We start from the raw sequence: 15309 nt of genomic DNA, 5'->3' as shown, positions 1-15309 counted from the left end.
GTCACAATCCGATGATCTTGACGAGCCAATGTTTTCCTTTGACTAAGGGATACCACTTGTGGTATTGACAAACAGACAAGATTCGACAGATATATTAGTTACTAGCTCGTTTCCTGGTTGTGTATAGCATTGCCTCAGCTAAAGTTGCAGCCCAGTCAAGCATACAAGCGTTTATACCCCACCAAGTAAGTTGCTTCAGCCGATAAAATTTTGGTAACTCTTAACTATTAATAAATATATCGGTGCTTAGTGCTATTCATGCTTTATATTTAGCGACAGGGTGGTGTAAACAGCTAACTTATGTTCAAAAACTTAGGAGGCAGTGCCCATCGGGAGCAATTCACGCTTCGATACCATCAGCACGTAGTGTAAGTAAAGGTTAAGTTGATATTCAAACGAATAATTTTTGCAAAATTGCGACAGATAAAGACTAAACTAAAAAGTCTTGTGCAGCAAAACCTGTAGCTTTAAATGAAGTAATCATGTCTAAGGTTCTTGTCTCTGATTCGATTGACCAAGCTGGAATTGACATTCTTTCGCAAGTTGCTACCGTTGATGTCAAACTAGGTCTAAAACCAGCCCAACTGATCGCAATTATTGGTGAGTATGACGCGCTGATGATTCGCTCTGGTACGCGCGTCACTCAAGAAATCATTGAAGCCGGCACCCAGCTAAAAATCATCGGTCGTGCTGGTGTGGGTGTGGATAATGTGGATGTTCCTGCTGCCACACGTCGGGGAATTGTGGTAGTCAATTCTCCAGAGGGAAATACAATTGCCGCCGCCGAACACGCGCTAGCGATGATTTTGGCTTTATCTCGCCACATCCCCGATGCTAACGCTTCGGTGAAACGCGGTGCGTGGGATCGCAATAGTTTTGTTGGTGCGGAAGTCTACAAAAAAACTCTCGGCGTTGTCGGTTTGGGTAAAATTGGCTCCCATGTTGCGGCTGTAGCTAAGACAATGGGGATGAAACTCCTAGCTTATGACCCTTTTATTTCTACAGACCGAGCCGAACAACTTGGCTGTCAGTTAGTTGAGCTAGATTTACTCTTTCAGCAAGCAGACTATATCACCCTCCACATCCCGAAAACCCCAGAAACTACCCACTTAATCAATGCCACAACCCTGGCAAAGATGAAACCCACAGCCCGGATTATCAACTGCGCTCGTGGTGGGATCATTGATGAAGTAGCTTTAGCAGCAGCTCTAAAAGCGGGTAAAATCGGTGGTGCAGCCTTGGATGTGTTCGAGTCTGAACCACTGGGTGAATCTGAATTGCGATCGCTAGGTAAAGAAATCATCCTCACTCCCCACTTGGGAGCCTCTACCACGGAAGCTCAAGTGAATGTGGCCATTGATGTTGCTGAACAAATTCGCGATGTCCTTTTAGGACTACCAGCACGTTCAGCCGTCAACATTCCCGGACTCGGCCCCGACGTGTTGGAAGAACTCAAACCTTATATGCAACTAGCAGAAACTCTCGGTAATCTAGTGGGACAACTAGCTGGTGGCAGGGTAGAAGTACTCAATATTCGACTGCAAGGGGAACTCGCAACCAACAAAAGTCAGCCTTTAATCGTCGCTGCCCTCAAAGGACTACTTTACCAAGCTCTGCGGGAACGAGTAAATTACGTAAATGCCAGCATAGAAGCCAAAGAACGCGGAATTCGGGTGATTGAAACCCGCGATGCTTCTATTCGAGATTACGCTGGCACACTGCATCTAGAAGCCACGGGTACTTTAGGTACTCATTCTGTTACAGGTGCTTTGTTGGGTGAGCGGGAAATCCACCTCACCGACGTTGACGGTTTCCCGATTAACGTCCCACCCAGCAAATATATGTTGTTTACCCTGCACCGCGATATGCCAGGGATTATCGGCAAACTTGGTTCCCTACTTGGCAGTTTTAATGTGAATATTGCCAGTATGCAAGTAGGTCGTAAAATCGTCCGTGGTGATGCGGTAATGGCTCTGAGTATAGATGACCCTTTACCAGAGGGCATTTTGAATGAGATTATAAAAGTCCCTGGTATTCGGGACGCGTATACAGTAACACTATGAGTGCTGAGTGAAAAAAGTTAGGAGTGAATAGTGAGGAGTTAGAAGTTAAACAGGAGAACTCCTAACTCCTAACTCCTAACTCCTAACTCCTAACTCTGTTAAACTCAGCACTTAAAAATGGCAAATACTTGGTGGGAACTAAATATTTTATGTGAGCCAGACTTAGAAGATTCGGTCTTTTGGCGACTGGAAGATTTTGGCTGTCGTGGTACAGCTAGTGAAAATAAAGGAAACTCATCTTTAGTAAGAGCTTATTTGCCGACAATTCAAACGCAGCTGCTAGATTTGGCAGCGCTGTCGCTATGGCTGCGCCAAGATGCTCTGTGTGTAGGAATTTTATCTCCTTCCTTGCAATGGCAGTTAATTGATGAGGAAGATTGGGCGACTAGCTGGAAACAATATTGGCATCCGCAGGAAATAGGCGATCGCTTCCTAATTAACCCCGCTTGGCTACCATTACCAGAAACAACCGAACGGTTAGTTATTCGCCTTGACCCTGGTGTAGCATTTGGTACGGGCAACCATGCCACTACTCAGCTATGTTTGGAATCCTTGGAAATGCGGCTAAGTGGAGTTCCTCAGTCGTTTGTGGGTAATAGTGGCAAACATGAGCATCTGGTAATTGCGGATATTGGCTGTGGTTCTGGTATCCTTTCCATTGGGGCGCTGCTATTAGGAGCCGAGAAAGTCTATGCAGTGGATACTGACCCTTTGGCGGTGCAATCAACTATCAATAATGGTGCACTGAATGATATTAGCCCAGAACGTTTACTACCTGCACAGGGAAGTGTAGACGTTTTGACAAAACTAATTGCAAGCCCAGTGGATGGTATTGTCTGCAATATTTTGGCTCATGTGATTATTGAATTGATTCCAGAAATGAGTGCGATCGCTAAACCTGAAACTTGGGCAATCTTCAGTGGTATTTTACTGGAACAATCTAAAGCTGTTGCTGACGCTTTAGAACAAAATGGTTGGGTTGTCGCTACCCTGTGGAAACGCAAAGAATGGTGTTGCTTAAATGTACGGCGTTCTTAATTCGGTAGAAATTATCGCAATCCTAAATCATTTTTCAGGAGGCAGGAGGTCGAAGGCAGGAGGCTTACTTGGAACCCATCCTTAAAAGAGTGGGATTTAAGCCAGGAGGTTTTATACCTTGCTGCAAGCAGTCTCAGTATAATTATTGAGTTAGCTGGAGCTTTAGACTCAGAACCAAAATTTCAATTGATACTTCTAACCTCCTGCCCTCTGCCTCCTAACTCCTGCCTCCTGCTATAAGTGACATAATATATAGATTACCCACTATTGACTTTTGAAACTAGCGATGAAAGAACGGCTACAAATCCACAAAAAAGCTGACTCATCCGCTTATTCGTCAGAGCAAAGTCAGTTGCAATCGCATTTATTCACTACCCACTCTCAACTTGGCTCCAACAAGCCTATAGTACAGGCAAAGGTAGAAAATCAGAAATTTCAACAATATCAGTTTGAGGCAACGAAACTCCAAATACAAGCCAAGCATGGCACGATCACGCCAGAGGGACAAGAGCGACTCACTGTATTGCAAACAAAGATGAATGAGTCCTTGCAGCAAGGAAAGGAACACTCTTTGCAGTTTGGTCATCACCTGAGCAAAATGGCGATAAAACGTGCTGATAGTGTGTCAATAGCAGAAATACAGCCAAAACTGACTATTGGTCAATCAGGAGATCGATATGAGCAAGAGGCGGATAGTGTCGCTACTTCTGTAGTCAACCAAATTAATCGATCTCCTCTGCAAAACCAGGACGCACAGCAGACGATACCAGCTAATAAGAACAAACAAGCAAAGTCTGAAGAAATATTAGCAGTAAATAACTCAGCAGATAAAAAACAAAAATTTTTACAAGAATATTCACTAGCCAAAACACTAGTAAATGGTATAGATGACACATTGCCACAAGATAAAATCCTGGAACAACTTTTCAAAAACTTTGTAAATATCCAATTTCAATACACAATGGTGAGCAAGAGTCCAGAAACGCTCTTAAAAGGCTCTCCAGAAGGGGATTGTCAGACATTAGCCCGTGCTTTTAAAAAAGTTGCAGAAGAATATTTTGGGATTGAAAAAATAACAATTGAAAGTATCGCCAAACCTTTTTTGAGTGAAGCTGGAGCTACCCCATACCAAGGGAAAAAGCCTAATTGTGATGACGGGAAACGATGGTTTTTCCAAAACCATTATTGGGCTAGCTGGAATGGAAAAATTTATGATGTTTTATTCCTCAGCAATAAACGAACCGAAGCTGATATGGCAAAACAGGTGCAACCACTCACATCAATGTTGATGCCTGAACAAGAATACTATCAAACAGAAAAAGGAAAAATTGTATATCCTATTGTTAATAAGTATTCCACTGTAGAGGTTTCGATATTTGAAAAACTGAAAAACTTTGTTAATAATCTCGGCCAGTTTTTCTCCAACAGGATGAGTGCGATAATCAATAAAATTCGGTCTTTATTTGCCCAAAGTGGAAACAATACCAGTGGTTTTGACTCTTTAATGAGAGAACTCGAACACGACAAAAATAATACTGCGATCGCAAACAATCAAACTCAATAATTCTAACTTGATATTGTCGGGTGGAAATTGCTCAAAAATCTTGGCATCATTTCAATATGATTCAAAGCAACGTCCAGCCTACTAACTATCACTGCTTTCTATCGACCTTTACCCCATTACTCTACTAATATCAGACATTTACGGCGATCTCAAAGGCACACTTGTCAACGTATTTGGCCCTCAAGAGAAAGCCGAACAGCGAAAATTCAACATACAGACTCTGGGCTTTGGGGATAACGACCTTTGGATAGCAGCTACTGCAATTCACTACAACCTTACAGTAGTCTCAACGGATAATGATTTCCAACGTATTCAGCAGGTGCGCCCTTTCGCTTTAGAGTTTTGGGTTTGAACAGCAATGTCCAGCTTAATAACTTGCCTTTTACCACTGCCCGGAATTATCTTCTTGTTGCAAACCAATTAACTGTCGTCGCTTCCAAGCATAGTGAAGAATATTAATGCCTAATTCCTGAGCTGTACGAATAGTTAATCTGGGTAAACTCAAATCTCTATCCAGTCCCCAAGCGGTTGCTAAATCTCCAATTGCTAAAATAATTCCTCCACCGATTAACAATTTAATCTGCTGCTGATTAACCATTGGCAAGGCAGCAAATAAGAAAGGTTTTGTTCTTAAAGGATGACTGCGTTGCAATTCTTCTAAAGGTCTTAAAGGACTTTCTAACTGTTGTGCTAAGGCTTGAGTACTCTCAATCAGAGGATTAGCATTTGTTGGCGCATCAACTAAAAGTACACCACCTAAATTTAAGTAATTTCTGAGGGATTCAAATTCGAGACTATTTAAAGATATAGCCTGTCCACCTGTAAGATAAAGGATGTCATAGTCTTGGATATTTTCTGCTAAAGAAACCTGACCTGGTTCATCAGCCCCTCGCAAACTTGGGTACAGGGGTTCTACTGCTTGTAACAAATACGAAAGGCTGAAAAAATTACGCGCACATTCGGAATCGCTATGATTCGCCTGCGCCATACATACAAGTGCTTGGGGACGCATTTGTGCCTGACGGCGATAACGCAAATCAATATTGTTATATCCAGGAAAGAAAGCATCCGCAGGCTGGGTAATTTCAGTATGTCCTGGTTGCAGAAGTATCCGACATATTTCTATTTCTGAACTGGCTGGTGTAGAGTTTATTTGGTCAATTCGATAAGTTTCTTGAACAACATCTCTTTGCTGTCCGCGCCGCAATTCATCAGGGTCTACATAGCTAACAACTAAGTAGATCATAAGCGGTTCAGAACTTACTACTTCTAAATCGATAGGAAAATCATAAGAAGTTGGTACAACAATTAGATTACCTGCTAAATCAATTGCAATACCAGGTTGAATTTGTACCCAACGTCCATCTCGATATCTAGCCTCAACTTGGCTTGGAGCAGTCACATCTCGCACGCCTAAACCGCAGACAATTCCTGGTTGGTTTAAACTTTGATATTGAGCATTTTGTCGATTACGGTGGTAATCATGGGCTGTGCGCCAGCGTTCCGCATTGATTAGTAACCCGTCTGCAGCTTGCAGGCGTTCAAAGGATTTTATTGGTGGGGTTGGGAAAGGATGGGACATAGCAATTTTAGATTTTAGATTTTAGATTTTGGATTAAAAGTCCGTTTAATTTTACTTAATTACGAATTACGAACTACGAACTACGAATTACTTAATTAGGGGGAATTTCAATAGATAATTCATAGGTGCAAAAAGCAGGTTTTTCTTGTTCTATTATTCTTTTAATAAGTTCTTCGTTGATAATGCCGCTAGAAATATTTGAGCGCAAACGTACTATAAAATGATATGGTTGTCCACCTGCTAAAACTGCATTTCCAAGTTGTGCGTCTCCGATAATGAAACTTGGGCCAAAAGGTTCTGTAATACTAATATGTTTATCAGCTTCATTCGGTAAATGTTCATCTAGCGGTAAACCAGTATAAAGATGTAAATAGAGACGTAATCCTTTACGAGTTCCTCGCCAGCGATAAAGTTCTACGGCTCGGCGAATTAAACGCCGTTGTTGCTGGAGATCCCAAACAGAATCTACTTGCCAAGCAACCCAATGAGCCATAAAGGGTAGTAGTGCTTGCGGTGCTGTCAAGGGATCGAGGTTTGCCCACATGACGTTATAACTATCAACTATTGGTTGAAAAGCTTGCTCAAATATCTTCATGAAGCGACCAATAAAGTCCACTTCCCGATACAAAATTGGCAAGAATTCCATGTAGGCAGTGTAGGGACGGATGTATAAATCGAAATACTCGCTTCTCTCGATTTGTTCGTTGTCCGTGCCTGGATTTATGTGTAGAGTAATTAGGCTGCGAAAATTGAGTGTTAGTTTGTCTTTTTTTCCAGGAGAAATTGCTTCTTGGTCTTCAAAAAAAGTGTCGGGAATTGAGAAGTAGAGAACAGCATCCATTTGTCCGCGAGGTGGTATCTCACTGCCTTCTGTGCCAATCTGACACCATTCAGTTGGAAAGTTTCCTTCAACGCTTAAGCTTACCCGCAAAGGACGTTGTTCTAAGTTTTGCACTTGCACAATCATCTCGCTGGGATGCCCAGGATGCAAGAGTAAACTACGTCCAGCTACATCGATATTTTCGGCATTTGCAAACGCTAAACCTGCCACAGGTAAAGCTTCAGGAATTTGCATTGGCGTTAATTGAATGCTTACAGCTGGACTAGAGCGACTTTGAACCATAGGATTGGGGACTGGGGATTGGGGACTGGGGATTGGAGACTGGGGATTGGGGGAGAATAACTACTGACAAATGACAAATGACAAATGACAAATTACGAATTACGAATTATTTGAATGTCGTGATTTGAACGCAGATTTGTATCAGCCCAAGAACATATCAAACCTTCCGATCCTGGGTCAATCAGCTGTTCTGGCGATGGTTGTCGTCGCCAATTTTCTCCTTGCTTGCGGATGGGAAACAGCAAGACGGGGCCTAAATGACGCACGCCTGGGGTTTGTTGTAGCAATGCCACAATATCTGATGTATAAACTGGTCGCCCAAATGGCCAACCTTTACCGTCGATTCCTCCAGTTAAGGGATTTAAATATTTATACAACGATCGCCTTAAATTCCGGCGAATTTCTTCGCTGGCAAAAGGGTTGTTGTATGCTGGCTCTAGAGCAATTTCTGTCTGTACTGAAACACCTACGTAATTCGGCTCTTGTAACTCTACTTGTACCCCTAATAACCGTCTTTCATCTAAGTAACTCAAAATTTGCTCTTGGAGGGCATTACTGACAGCAAATTGTTCTGGTGTCATACCATTGCCTTGAGCGATCGCATCTGTGTTTGCATAAGGAACTACCAGCAAACTAACTATACCAGCTTGTCTACGAGAATTTGCTGGCAAACACCGGACGCGGGCGATCGCACCAGCACCCGCCTGTTGAGTTAAAACTTCAAAATCTTCGGCAGTGACGGCGCGATCGCGTGTGCGGAGGATGCGGGGAGCCTTCATTACAGCCTGTTCTAGCGATTCGGCATCTGCCCCATTGATTGCTGGTACACGATTGATCACACTAGCAATGTATGGATACGCAGACTTCAAAAACTGAATTGCCCCAGTTTGCACATTTCCTTCTCTACCACCGCCTGTACGATAATAAACCATCCTAATCTCTGCACCACGGGGAGGAATCGCCCCATATTGATGTTCCGACTGATTATTTTCTAGAACTTGTACAGATGTGTCATCTAGTGATGGTTGCTGGATTCGCGTTCTTACCTGAGTTTGTTGTTTAAGTTGGCTAGGTTCTCGAATCAGCGGCCCAAATTGGACTGTACCAGTGATGGAATCGATGGTGTAATGAAAGTTATGTGGGCCAGAATCAGCAAAATCTCTCACCTCAGTCCACTTTTGAGGCAAACCACCAGCAGGAGTAACTAAAATATACTCATTTTCTCGGCGTTCTAAAATTGGTGCTGTTTGTAACTGGAAACTTTGACCGGGTGTACCATCACTAATTCCCAATCGCTCATCTTGAATCAGCGTACTATGGCTAGCTCTAACAGTACCGCCAACTGAACGCACTGCTAAACCAATAATTCGTGGCGGACGATTGTAACCAGATTCATTGGTTTCTGTAGAAATAAAGCTACAGCGTAACCAGCGACCTCGATAAGAGGTGAAATTAGCCACAGGCCAAATTTGAGGTAAATGCAGACGTACCTCTGCACCTTGAGAGGGGTTTTCACCCTCTTGGGCGATTTCATAAAAACTGAAACCGCGAGTCTTATCATCTAATTCTTGCAATAAAACTGGCTGCCAATTTTCCCCATCCCAAGCTTCCCACCTCCGGGGTGGTTGATTGGGGTTAATCCCAGCAGGGGTAGCCGCAGCCCCTTGAAAAATAATTTCTAAAACATTAGCGTCTATTGGATCATCAGAATTAATTGCTAAATAAAAGCAGTTACCAGGCTGGGGTTCCTCTTCAAATATTGGTTGTTCGTTACCTGTCCAGTAACCGTTAGATTGACGAGTCCATGAAGTTGTGACTCTTTCGCGCAGAGATTGGGGAATATCTTCGGTGGTTTGGGCAGTTAAGAAGTGTTGGATGCGGGGTTTGCCGATAATTAGAGGAGAATCTGTGCTGAAGGTAATCGCTTCTGTAGTTTCAGTGCGGATAGTTGAAGCTTCTAATCCTGCGGGAATCGTGTAGGTTTCAGGTAGTGCAGCGCTTAAATAAAAAGTTAATTCTGTACGGGCTGGGGCGGGAGGCTGGAGACGGATACCCAGTAATTCTAGGAAAGCTACGTAATTTTTTCGAGGTACTTGGTTAAATCTGAGCAACATCTGGTCAGTTAACCAAGCAAATAACTCAATTAGCGTAATTCCTGGGTCGCTGAGATTGTGGTCAGTCCATTCTGGACAGTAGCGAGGAATACGCATAATACATTCTTCCACTAAATCATCGAAGGCGCGATCGTCTAAGTTGGAAGAAGGTAATTTCGGTAAAAAGTCAAAGTTCACGATTCCTCCCCAGCTGAAACCAAATAATAAGGATAAACAAAACTATAAATATCGGGGCCGTCTTTGAGTCGATAATTGATGATGATGTCCACTCTGCCACGCACAGGGTCAGGATCGGTGACAACTTCATCGATAGTAATGCGTGGTTCCCAAACTTCTAAAGCTTCCAAGACATAAAGACGGATTCGTAGTAAGGTATCGCTATTTAAAGGTGCAAACGCCAGTTCTGACAAGCGCGAACCAAAGGTAGGTCGATAAACTCGCTCACCTACTCCCGTGCGGAGGATAATCCAAATAGATTCTTTAACTTTTTGATCTTCACGGCTAAGTTGTATCCCACCTTGCACACTTAAATGCAGTGGATAAGCCCAACCTGTTCCCAAATAGGCTCGTTCACGACCGTAAACCATATCTGGCACTTAGACAGCTGTTACATGGATATCTTCAAAGATATCGGCACAAAGGGTTTAAGCCTATTCGCCAAAGGTCGAGGTTAAAGAGGCAGGGAAGAGGGGGCAGGAGGCAGGGGGGAAAAATACTTAACTTAAGCGTCTTGGCCCCTAACCCGTGATTTATTAACTTAAAAAATGCTGTAAGGTTCGCGGACGAGTCTTTGATATTCGCGGACGAGTCTTTGATATTCGCGGACGAGTCTTTGATATTCGTGGACGAGTCTTTGATATTCGTGGACGAGTCTTTGATACTCGTGAATGAGTCTTTTATATTCGTGGACGAGTCTTTGATACTCGTGGACGAGTCTTTTATATTCGTGGACGAGTCTTTTATATTCGTGGACGAGTCTTTGATACTCGTGAATGAGTCTTTTATATTCGCGGACGAGTCTTTGATACTTGTGAATGAGTCTTTGATACTCACAGGTGCAGTATTCTTCTGCCCAATCTCCCTTATTTCTTCAATCAGCCGCCAATCAAAACAGTGGGATTACCTTTGATAATTTTATTCGGCGGCCCTAATGCTTCTAAAACAGTGTCGCCCATCCGAGAGGCAGGTAGATTGTTAATCAGCACTGTCTGACTACCGTCAATCACAACCCCAGGGCCGTGAGGAGGTAAGGGTAAAGGTGTAGCGCAATTATGAATATCAGCACCAGCAGCAGCAGCAGCGATCGCACTACCCATACTAGCTGATGCTGTTGCCTTTGTAGTTTGTTCAGCAGCTAAGGCAGCAGGTGCCCCTGGTGTACCAGCCGCCGCGAGGGTAGCAGCCTCAGCTGCTTGGATAGCTGCATCAGAAGATGTTTTAGCAGACTGCAAACCTGGTACTGCGGCTGCAAGTACGCCCCGCCACGCAGGTAAAGACCCAATCAACACATTGGGACTACCCGGCCCCCCTGTTAAAACTGGGGGTAAAGGGTGCGCCACATTGTCGGTAATTCTTGCTGCTGGTCTACCCATTACAACCTCCTACTGTATTAATTACGAATTACGAATTACGAATTACGAATTAATTAAGTCGAATCAACGCACCTTTGACCGTAATCGTACCATTAGCTGAAATGTCGATATTGCCAGCAGCATCTAATGATATGTTACCTGTTGATTTCACTGAAACAGATTTACCCATGTCGTCCATTTTGATTCTATGACCGCCTTTGGTTTCAATCTCTATGCATCTTTGACTATCATTGAGATATATTTTGTGACCGCCTGTGGTTTCTACGCGAATACCTTTTTTACTACTTCCTTTATCCTCTTCAACAAATTGTAGAGTATGACCTACACGAGTTTTAATGGTGCGTAATCTTACACCACTTGTAACTGAATCCCTTACCTTTTCCGGTGGTGCATCCTTACCATTCCATACTCCGCCAATAACGTAGGGACGGTGGATATCGCCATGCTCAAAACCTACTAAAACTTCATCGTTTACTTCTGGTAAACAGTCAAAACCTCTATTTTGACCTGCTCCCACAGCTACAACTCTTGCCCAGTCACTTGTATGTTCTTCTGTGAGAGTGGGAAACTTAACCTTCACCCTACCCCATGCCTCTGGGTCTTTATTATCAGTCACAATTCCTACTAATAAAGTCTCAGATGGCTGGAGACGTTTTTCTGGAGATAGAGTTGTGAATAAGCTACCAGAACGCAGTCCCCGCACACTGAAATAAGTTTCATAAACGCGCTGACTGAAGAAATGGCGGGTTTCTGTAACATAATACTTACCACTATAGCGATCGCCCATACCCTCAAGATTAATAACCCGTCCCGGACGAATCTCAGGATTCCCTTCTGCTTTGGCATCTGCATAAACAAATTCTCCTCCTAGTTCATCACACAAAGCTTGAGCCATCGTCTCTGCTTGTTTTTTGCTAGCAACAGGTTTATCTACAACAATCATTTTGGGAGATTTAAGATTAGAAAATGCATTACTAGTACTACTTCCTAACTTATTACCTGTCTCGGTTATTTGCTTCTCTTTCTTGGCTGTTCCACTAATCAATTTTTTCTGGCTATAGTCCCAGGCGCGTACTTCTACAGAACTTATCTGTTCAGCACTGGTAACGCGGGTACTAAATTTATTAATATCAACTAGCCATTTTAGTGATAAAGCTTCCTGACTTTTGGGTTTGCAAAAATTTAGTTTTTCCTCTGTAATAAATAACTCAAAACCAATGCGCGCAGCCCTTTCGCGCAAAAATTCCATATTAGTTTGATTTTCTTGGAAGACATATTTATGAACTTCACCAGTTGCCTCTATATTGCCAGGTTTTATACCTACTTCTTGAATTACTTTCTTAACTATACTACTATCAGTTTCATTTAAAAAAGAACGATTATAACGACCTCTGTGCAGACGATGAGAAATATCATAGCCGCGAACAATGATATCAGCTTCAGATTTTTCATTGAAGTGAACTTCCATCGCCGTAATTTCGCCTTCAATGAGGAATTCTCCTACCTCCTCTTGAAAATTATTATCTAGAGTAGTACTCGAAGTAAAACCTAACTTCACTTTTTTTCCAATTTTAAATAAAGGCTCATGTCGCCAAGCCTTGTTTTCTGGTCGGTCAGATGCGGGAATATAGCTATTATGGATTACTAGCGTAAACATTGCTGGTAAATGAAGGCTTTCTTCGATTGTGATTTGCAATAAATCCTTCATTAATTCAGGAGAAGCTTGTTTTCCATCTATCTGTATTTTAGGTTCGCTTAAATAAAGGCTTTTTTTAGGAGGCATAACTATTATTTTAGAACTTATGAAATGTTCAGAGCAGCCTTTAATGAGAAAGTAAATAAGCTAATGCACTTATATATTGCACTATTTTCCGTATAGACCGTCATTAGTCATTAGTGTTTCTAAGGACAAAGGACAAATGACAAAGGACAAGCTCACTAGTTAATGTGCAATTTTCTTTGCGTAACAGCTTGCTAATTTCTCACTTTATTTATTTTGTCTTACTCAGTGTTTGTCCCTTTTGATCTCCCTCACGAGCATTACCTGTAGAAGCAGATTCACGTCCTCCAGGAAGGTTATTCTTATCTACCTCCTGTAAGGCTATATCTACTAGTGCCCTTACTGGCGTACCATCACTCAAAAACATATTTAAAGTGTAGGTTAAACTCGTGATTACACAATAAAAATACTCATTTCCCCACGTAAATATATAAACAGGTGGTCGCTTATCAGTTGCTTTACTGATAGTTTCTACACCTTTCTTAATTTTATCTATATATTTTTTCATCACCGACTCTTTTGTTTCATAAGTATCATAAAGTAACTGTTTAAGTGTGAATTTGTAAGGTTCAACGCCAGAAAAGTTTACTTTTGGAAGTAGAGTAGTTCCTCTATTACCATCCTTACTTTCCCACTTAACAGTTCGAGTGAAACTAATATCTGTAGGATTAAACATTAATTCAATATCTGGCGCTTCACCGTTATAAGCTACAAGTTTAGCTTTCTCAAGTTGCGGTTGACGCTTTTGAATAACAATAATTGCTGGACTTGCCATTTGAATATTCTCCTAAAATTATTAAATGATAATTTACCAAGGTAATCGACCTGAGTAACCGCCATGTCGTTCTCGTTCAATTTCTATCCGTTGCCGTAATCTGCTATAAACTTCACGAGCTAGAGCTTCAAGATTAGCCGTACCATCTTTATCATCTTCTTGAGAAAATGAGGATGCGCTCTCTATTGTCTCAGTTACTGGTGCTATTTCTCTAGATATGTCGGGTGGAGTGACTTCTCCACCATTAACAAAGCCTCTAGGTGAAGGAAGGTGTTTAGCAAAAATTTGTGGCGGTTCTGAAATGTGAGAAAATTCATAATTTTGGCTATTAGATTCCACGTCATTAAAATTAAAGCCAGTGAATTCATCATTATTTCCATTTAGTAAATCTTCCACGCTTGACCATTGGGAAGGTGTATTAGTGCTAGGATTTGCTTTTCGGAAAATCAGGGGAGGCGATGAATATTGAGGTGAGGATTCACCTACATCAATTGTTTCATTGTGAAGGGTATGAATCTCTGGAGAATTCAGAATAGAAAGTTTCTGTTTACTAATATTCAACCCCAAGGAAGAAGGAATTAAAGAATTGGATATCTGAGGTGAATCAGTCTCAGCGCTTTTTAGCTGTAACGAAGTGTCTGGAAAAGAATCGACTTTAGTCGGAGTCTCTGGAGAAGTTATTGCTTCTGGTTCTGCGGGATTGAGTGTCTGTAAACTTGGAAGGATAATATCTTGAGGTGTCCCACCAGTGTTGATGTGATGTAGTAAAGGTAAATTCTTTTGTGCATCCCTGGTATTAATGACAAACTCCCCTGGCGTAAGCATTGCAGGTACTGTATCCGAAGGTGCTATCTGCTGGCGATTTTCAACTTGGGAGTCTGTCACATAACCACCAGTAGCATAACCTTTAGGTGCTGACAAATTTTCTGCGATCGCATTTTGCTCAACTTGAGGTGGTGTGCTTACCTCATTTTGTGGAGAGGTTGGATTATCTGAGGTATCAACAAAGGTTGATATTTCAGGATTTGTTATCGCAGAGGTAAATTCTGATTCTACTATTTGTTCATTGTCAATAATTTTCTTGAAAATACTCACAGTTTCACCAATTTCAGGTGATGTGGCGGTAAGTGGTGCGATCGCAGTTTCACCAATTTCAGATGGTGTGGCGATAATTGTTGGTGTTTCAACAATCTCAGGTGATGTGGCGGTAAGTGGTGCGATCGCAGTTTCACCAATGTCTGATAATCTACTAACTACTGGTGCTTCACCAATCTCAGGTGATGTAGCGGTAAGTGGTGCGATCGCAGTTTCACCTATCTCTGATAATCTACTAATTATTGGTGTTTCAACAATCTCTGATGATGTGGCGGTAAGTGGGGCGATTGCAGTTTCACCAATTTCAGGTGATGTAGCGGTAATTGTTGGTATTTCAGCAATCTCAGGTGATGTGGCGGTAAGTGGTGCGATCGCAGTTTCACTAATTTCAGATGATATGGCGCTAACTACTGGTACTTCACCAATCTCAGGTGATGTGGCGGTAAGTGGTGCGATCGCAGTTTCACTAATTTCAGGTGGTGTGGCGATAATTGTTCGTGTTTCACCTATCTCAGGTGATGTGGCGGTAAGTGGTGCGATCGCAGTTTCACTAATTTCAGATGATATGGCGCTAACTACTGGT

12 protein-coding genes are annotated in these 15309 nt (G+C 42.2%); 4 read left to right on the top strand and 8 right to left on the bottom strand.

Features of this window, described 5'->3' with window-relative positions; translation table 11 throughout:
* Positions 1 to 482 precede the first annotated feature (482 nt).
* From serA to RMY63_RS03735, 4 genes are all read left to right on the top strand, one after another.
* Entirely contained in the window at positions 483 to 2063 is a 1581-nt protein-coding gene (gene serA, locus RMY63_RS03750; protein WP_322727411.1) for a phosphoglycerate dehydrogenase, read from the top strand.
* Between the two features lie 117 nt (positions 2064 to 2180).
* Positions 2181 to 3101, top strand: a complete 921-nt coding sequence (prmA, locus tag RMY63_RS03745; protein ID WP_322727410.1) for a 50S ribosomal protein L11 methyltransferase — start codon at positions 2181 to 2183, stop codon at positions 3099 to 3101.
* A gap of 286 nt (positions 3102 to 3387) precedes the next feature.
* On the top strand, positions 3388 to 4665 hold the full coding sequence (locus RMY63_RS03740; protein WP_322727409.1) for a hypothetical protein: 1278 nt from the start codon (positions 3388 to 3390) through the stop codon (positions 4663 to 4665).
* 91 nt (positions 4666 to 4756) lie between these two features.
* Positions 4757 to 5017: a type II toxin-antitoxin system VapC family toxin gene (locus RMY63_RS03735; RefSeq protein WP_322727432.1), complete on the top strand. Its 261-nt coding sequence runs from the start codon at positions 4757 to 4759 to the stop codon at positions 5015 to 5017.
* 30 nt (positions 5018 to 5047) lie between these two features.
* Here RMY63_RS03735 and RMY63_RS03730 read toward each other — a convergent pair whose 3' ends face one another.
* The 8 genes from RMY63_RS03730 to RMY63_RS03695 form a co-directional block, all read right to left on the bottom strand.
* On the bottom strand, positions 5048 to 6247 hold the full coding sequence (locus tag RMY63_RS03730) for a DUF4159 domain-containing protein (protein WP_322727408.1): 1200 nt from the start codon (positions 6245 to 6247) through the stop codon (positions 5048 to 5050).
* Positions 6248 to 6338: 91 nt separating this feature from the next.
* The gene (locus RMY63_RS03725) at positions 6339 to 7370 is read right to left on the bottom strand and encodes a phage tail protein (RefSeq protein WP_322727407.1); all 1032 of its coding nucleotides are present in this window, start codon (positions 7368 to 7370) and stop codon (positions 6339 to 6341) included.
* 92 nt (positions 7371 to 7462) lie between these two features.
* A complete protein-coding gene (locus RMY63_RS03720; protein WP_322727406.1) occupies positions 7463 to 9661 on the bottom strand; it encodes a putative baseplate assembly protein in 2199 nt (732 codons plus the stop codon).
* A complete protein-coding gene (locus tag RMY63_RS03715; RefSeq protein WP_012407842.1) occupies positions 9658 to 10071 on the bottom strand; it encodes a GPW/gp25 family protein in 414 nt (137 codons plus the stop codon). Before RMY63_RS03715 ends, RMY63_RS03720 begins: the two co-directional genes overlap by 4 nt.
* Positions 10072 to 10578: 507 nt before the next feature.
* Entirely contained in the window at positions 10579 to 11076 is a 498-nt protein-coding gene (locus tag RMY63_RS03710) for a PAAR domain-containing protein (RefSeq protein ID WP_322727405.1), read from the bottom strand.
* Between the two features lie 49 nt (positions 11077 to 11125).
* Positions 11126 to 12859 (bottom strand): VgrG-related protein, encoded by a 1734-nt coding sequence (locus RMY63_RS03705; protein ID WP_322727404.1) that lies wholly within the window; start codon positions 12857 to 12859, stop codon positions 11126 to 11128.
* A gap of 208 nt (positions 12860 to 13067) precedes the next feature.
* The gene (locus RMY63_RS03700) at positions 13068 to 13631 is read right to left on the bottom strand and encodes a hypothetical protein (protein ID WP_322727403.1); all 564 of its coding nucleotides are present in this window, start codon (positions 13629 to 13631) and stop codon (positions 13068 to 13070) included.
* 33 nt (positions 13632 to 13664) lie between these two features.
* Positions 13665 to 15309, bottom strand: a 1645-nt coding sequence (locus tag RMY63_RS03695; protein ID WP_322727402.1) for a hypothetical protein, incomplete at its 5' end; no start/stop codon positions are given.

The organism is Nostoc sp. ChiQUE01b (assembly GCF_034531255.1).
GTDB lineage: Bacteria > Cyanobacteriota > Cyanobacteriia > Cyanobacteriales > Nostocaceae > Nostoc.
This window is presented reverse-complemented; position numbering and strand designations above follow the sequence as displayed.

Coding starts and splice junctions, on each gene's coding strand:
- serA (WP_322727411.1), top strand. CDS start 483: ATGTCTAAGGTTCTTGTCTCTGATTCGATTGACCAAGCTGGAATTGAC.
- prmA (WP_322727410.1), top strand. CDS start 2,181: ATGGCAAATACTTGGTGGGAACTAAATATTTTATGTGAGCCAGACTTA.
- RMY63_RS03740 (WP_322727409.1), top strand. CDS start 3,388: ATGAAAGAACGGCTACAAATCCACAAAAAAGCTGACTCATCCGCTTAT.
- RMY63_RS03730 (WP_322727408.1), bottom strand. CDS start 6,247: ATGTCCCATCCTTTCCCAACCCCACCAATAAAATCCTTTGAACGCCTG.
- RMY63_RS03725 (WP_322727407.1), bottom strand. CDS start 7,370: ATGGTTCAAAGTCGCTCTAGTCCAGCTGTAAGCATTCAATTAACGCCA.
- RMY63_RS03715 (WP_012407842.1), bottom strand. CDS start 10,071: ATGGTTTACGGTCGTGAACGAGCCTATTTGGGAACAGGTTGGGCTTAT.
- RMY63_RS03710 (WP_322727405.1), bottom strand. CDS start 11,076: ATGGGTAGACCAGCAGCAAGAATTACCGACAATGTGGCGCACCCTTTA.
- RMY63_RS03705 (WP_322727404.1), bottom strand. CDS start 12,859: ATGCCTCCTAAAAAAAGCCTTTATTTAAGCGAACCTAAAATACAGATA.
- RMY63_RS03700 (WP_322727403.1), bottom strand. CDS start 13,631: ATGGCAAGTCCAGCAATTATTGTTATTCAAAAGCGTCAACCGCAACTT.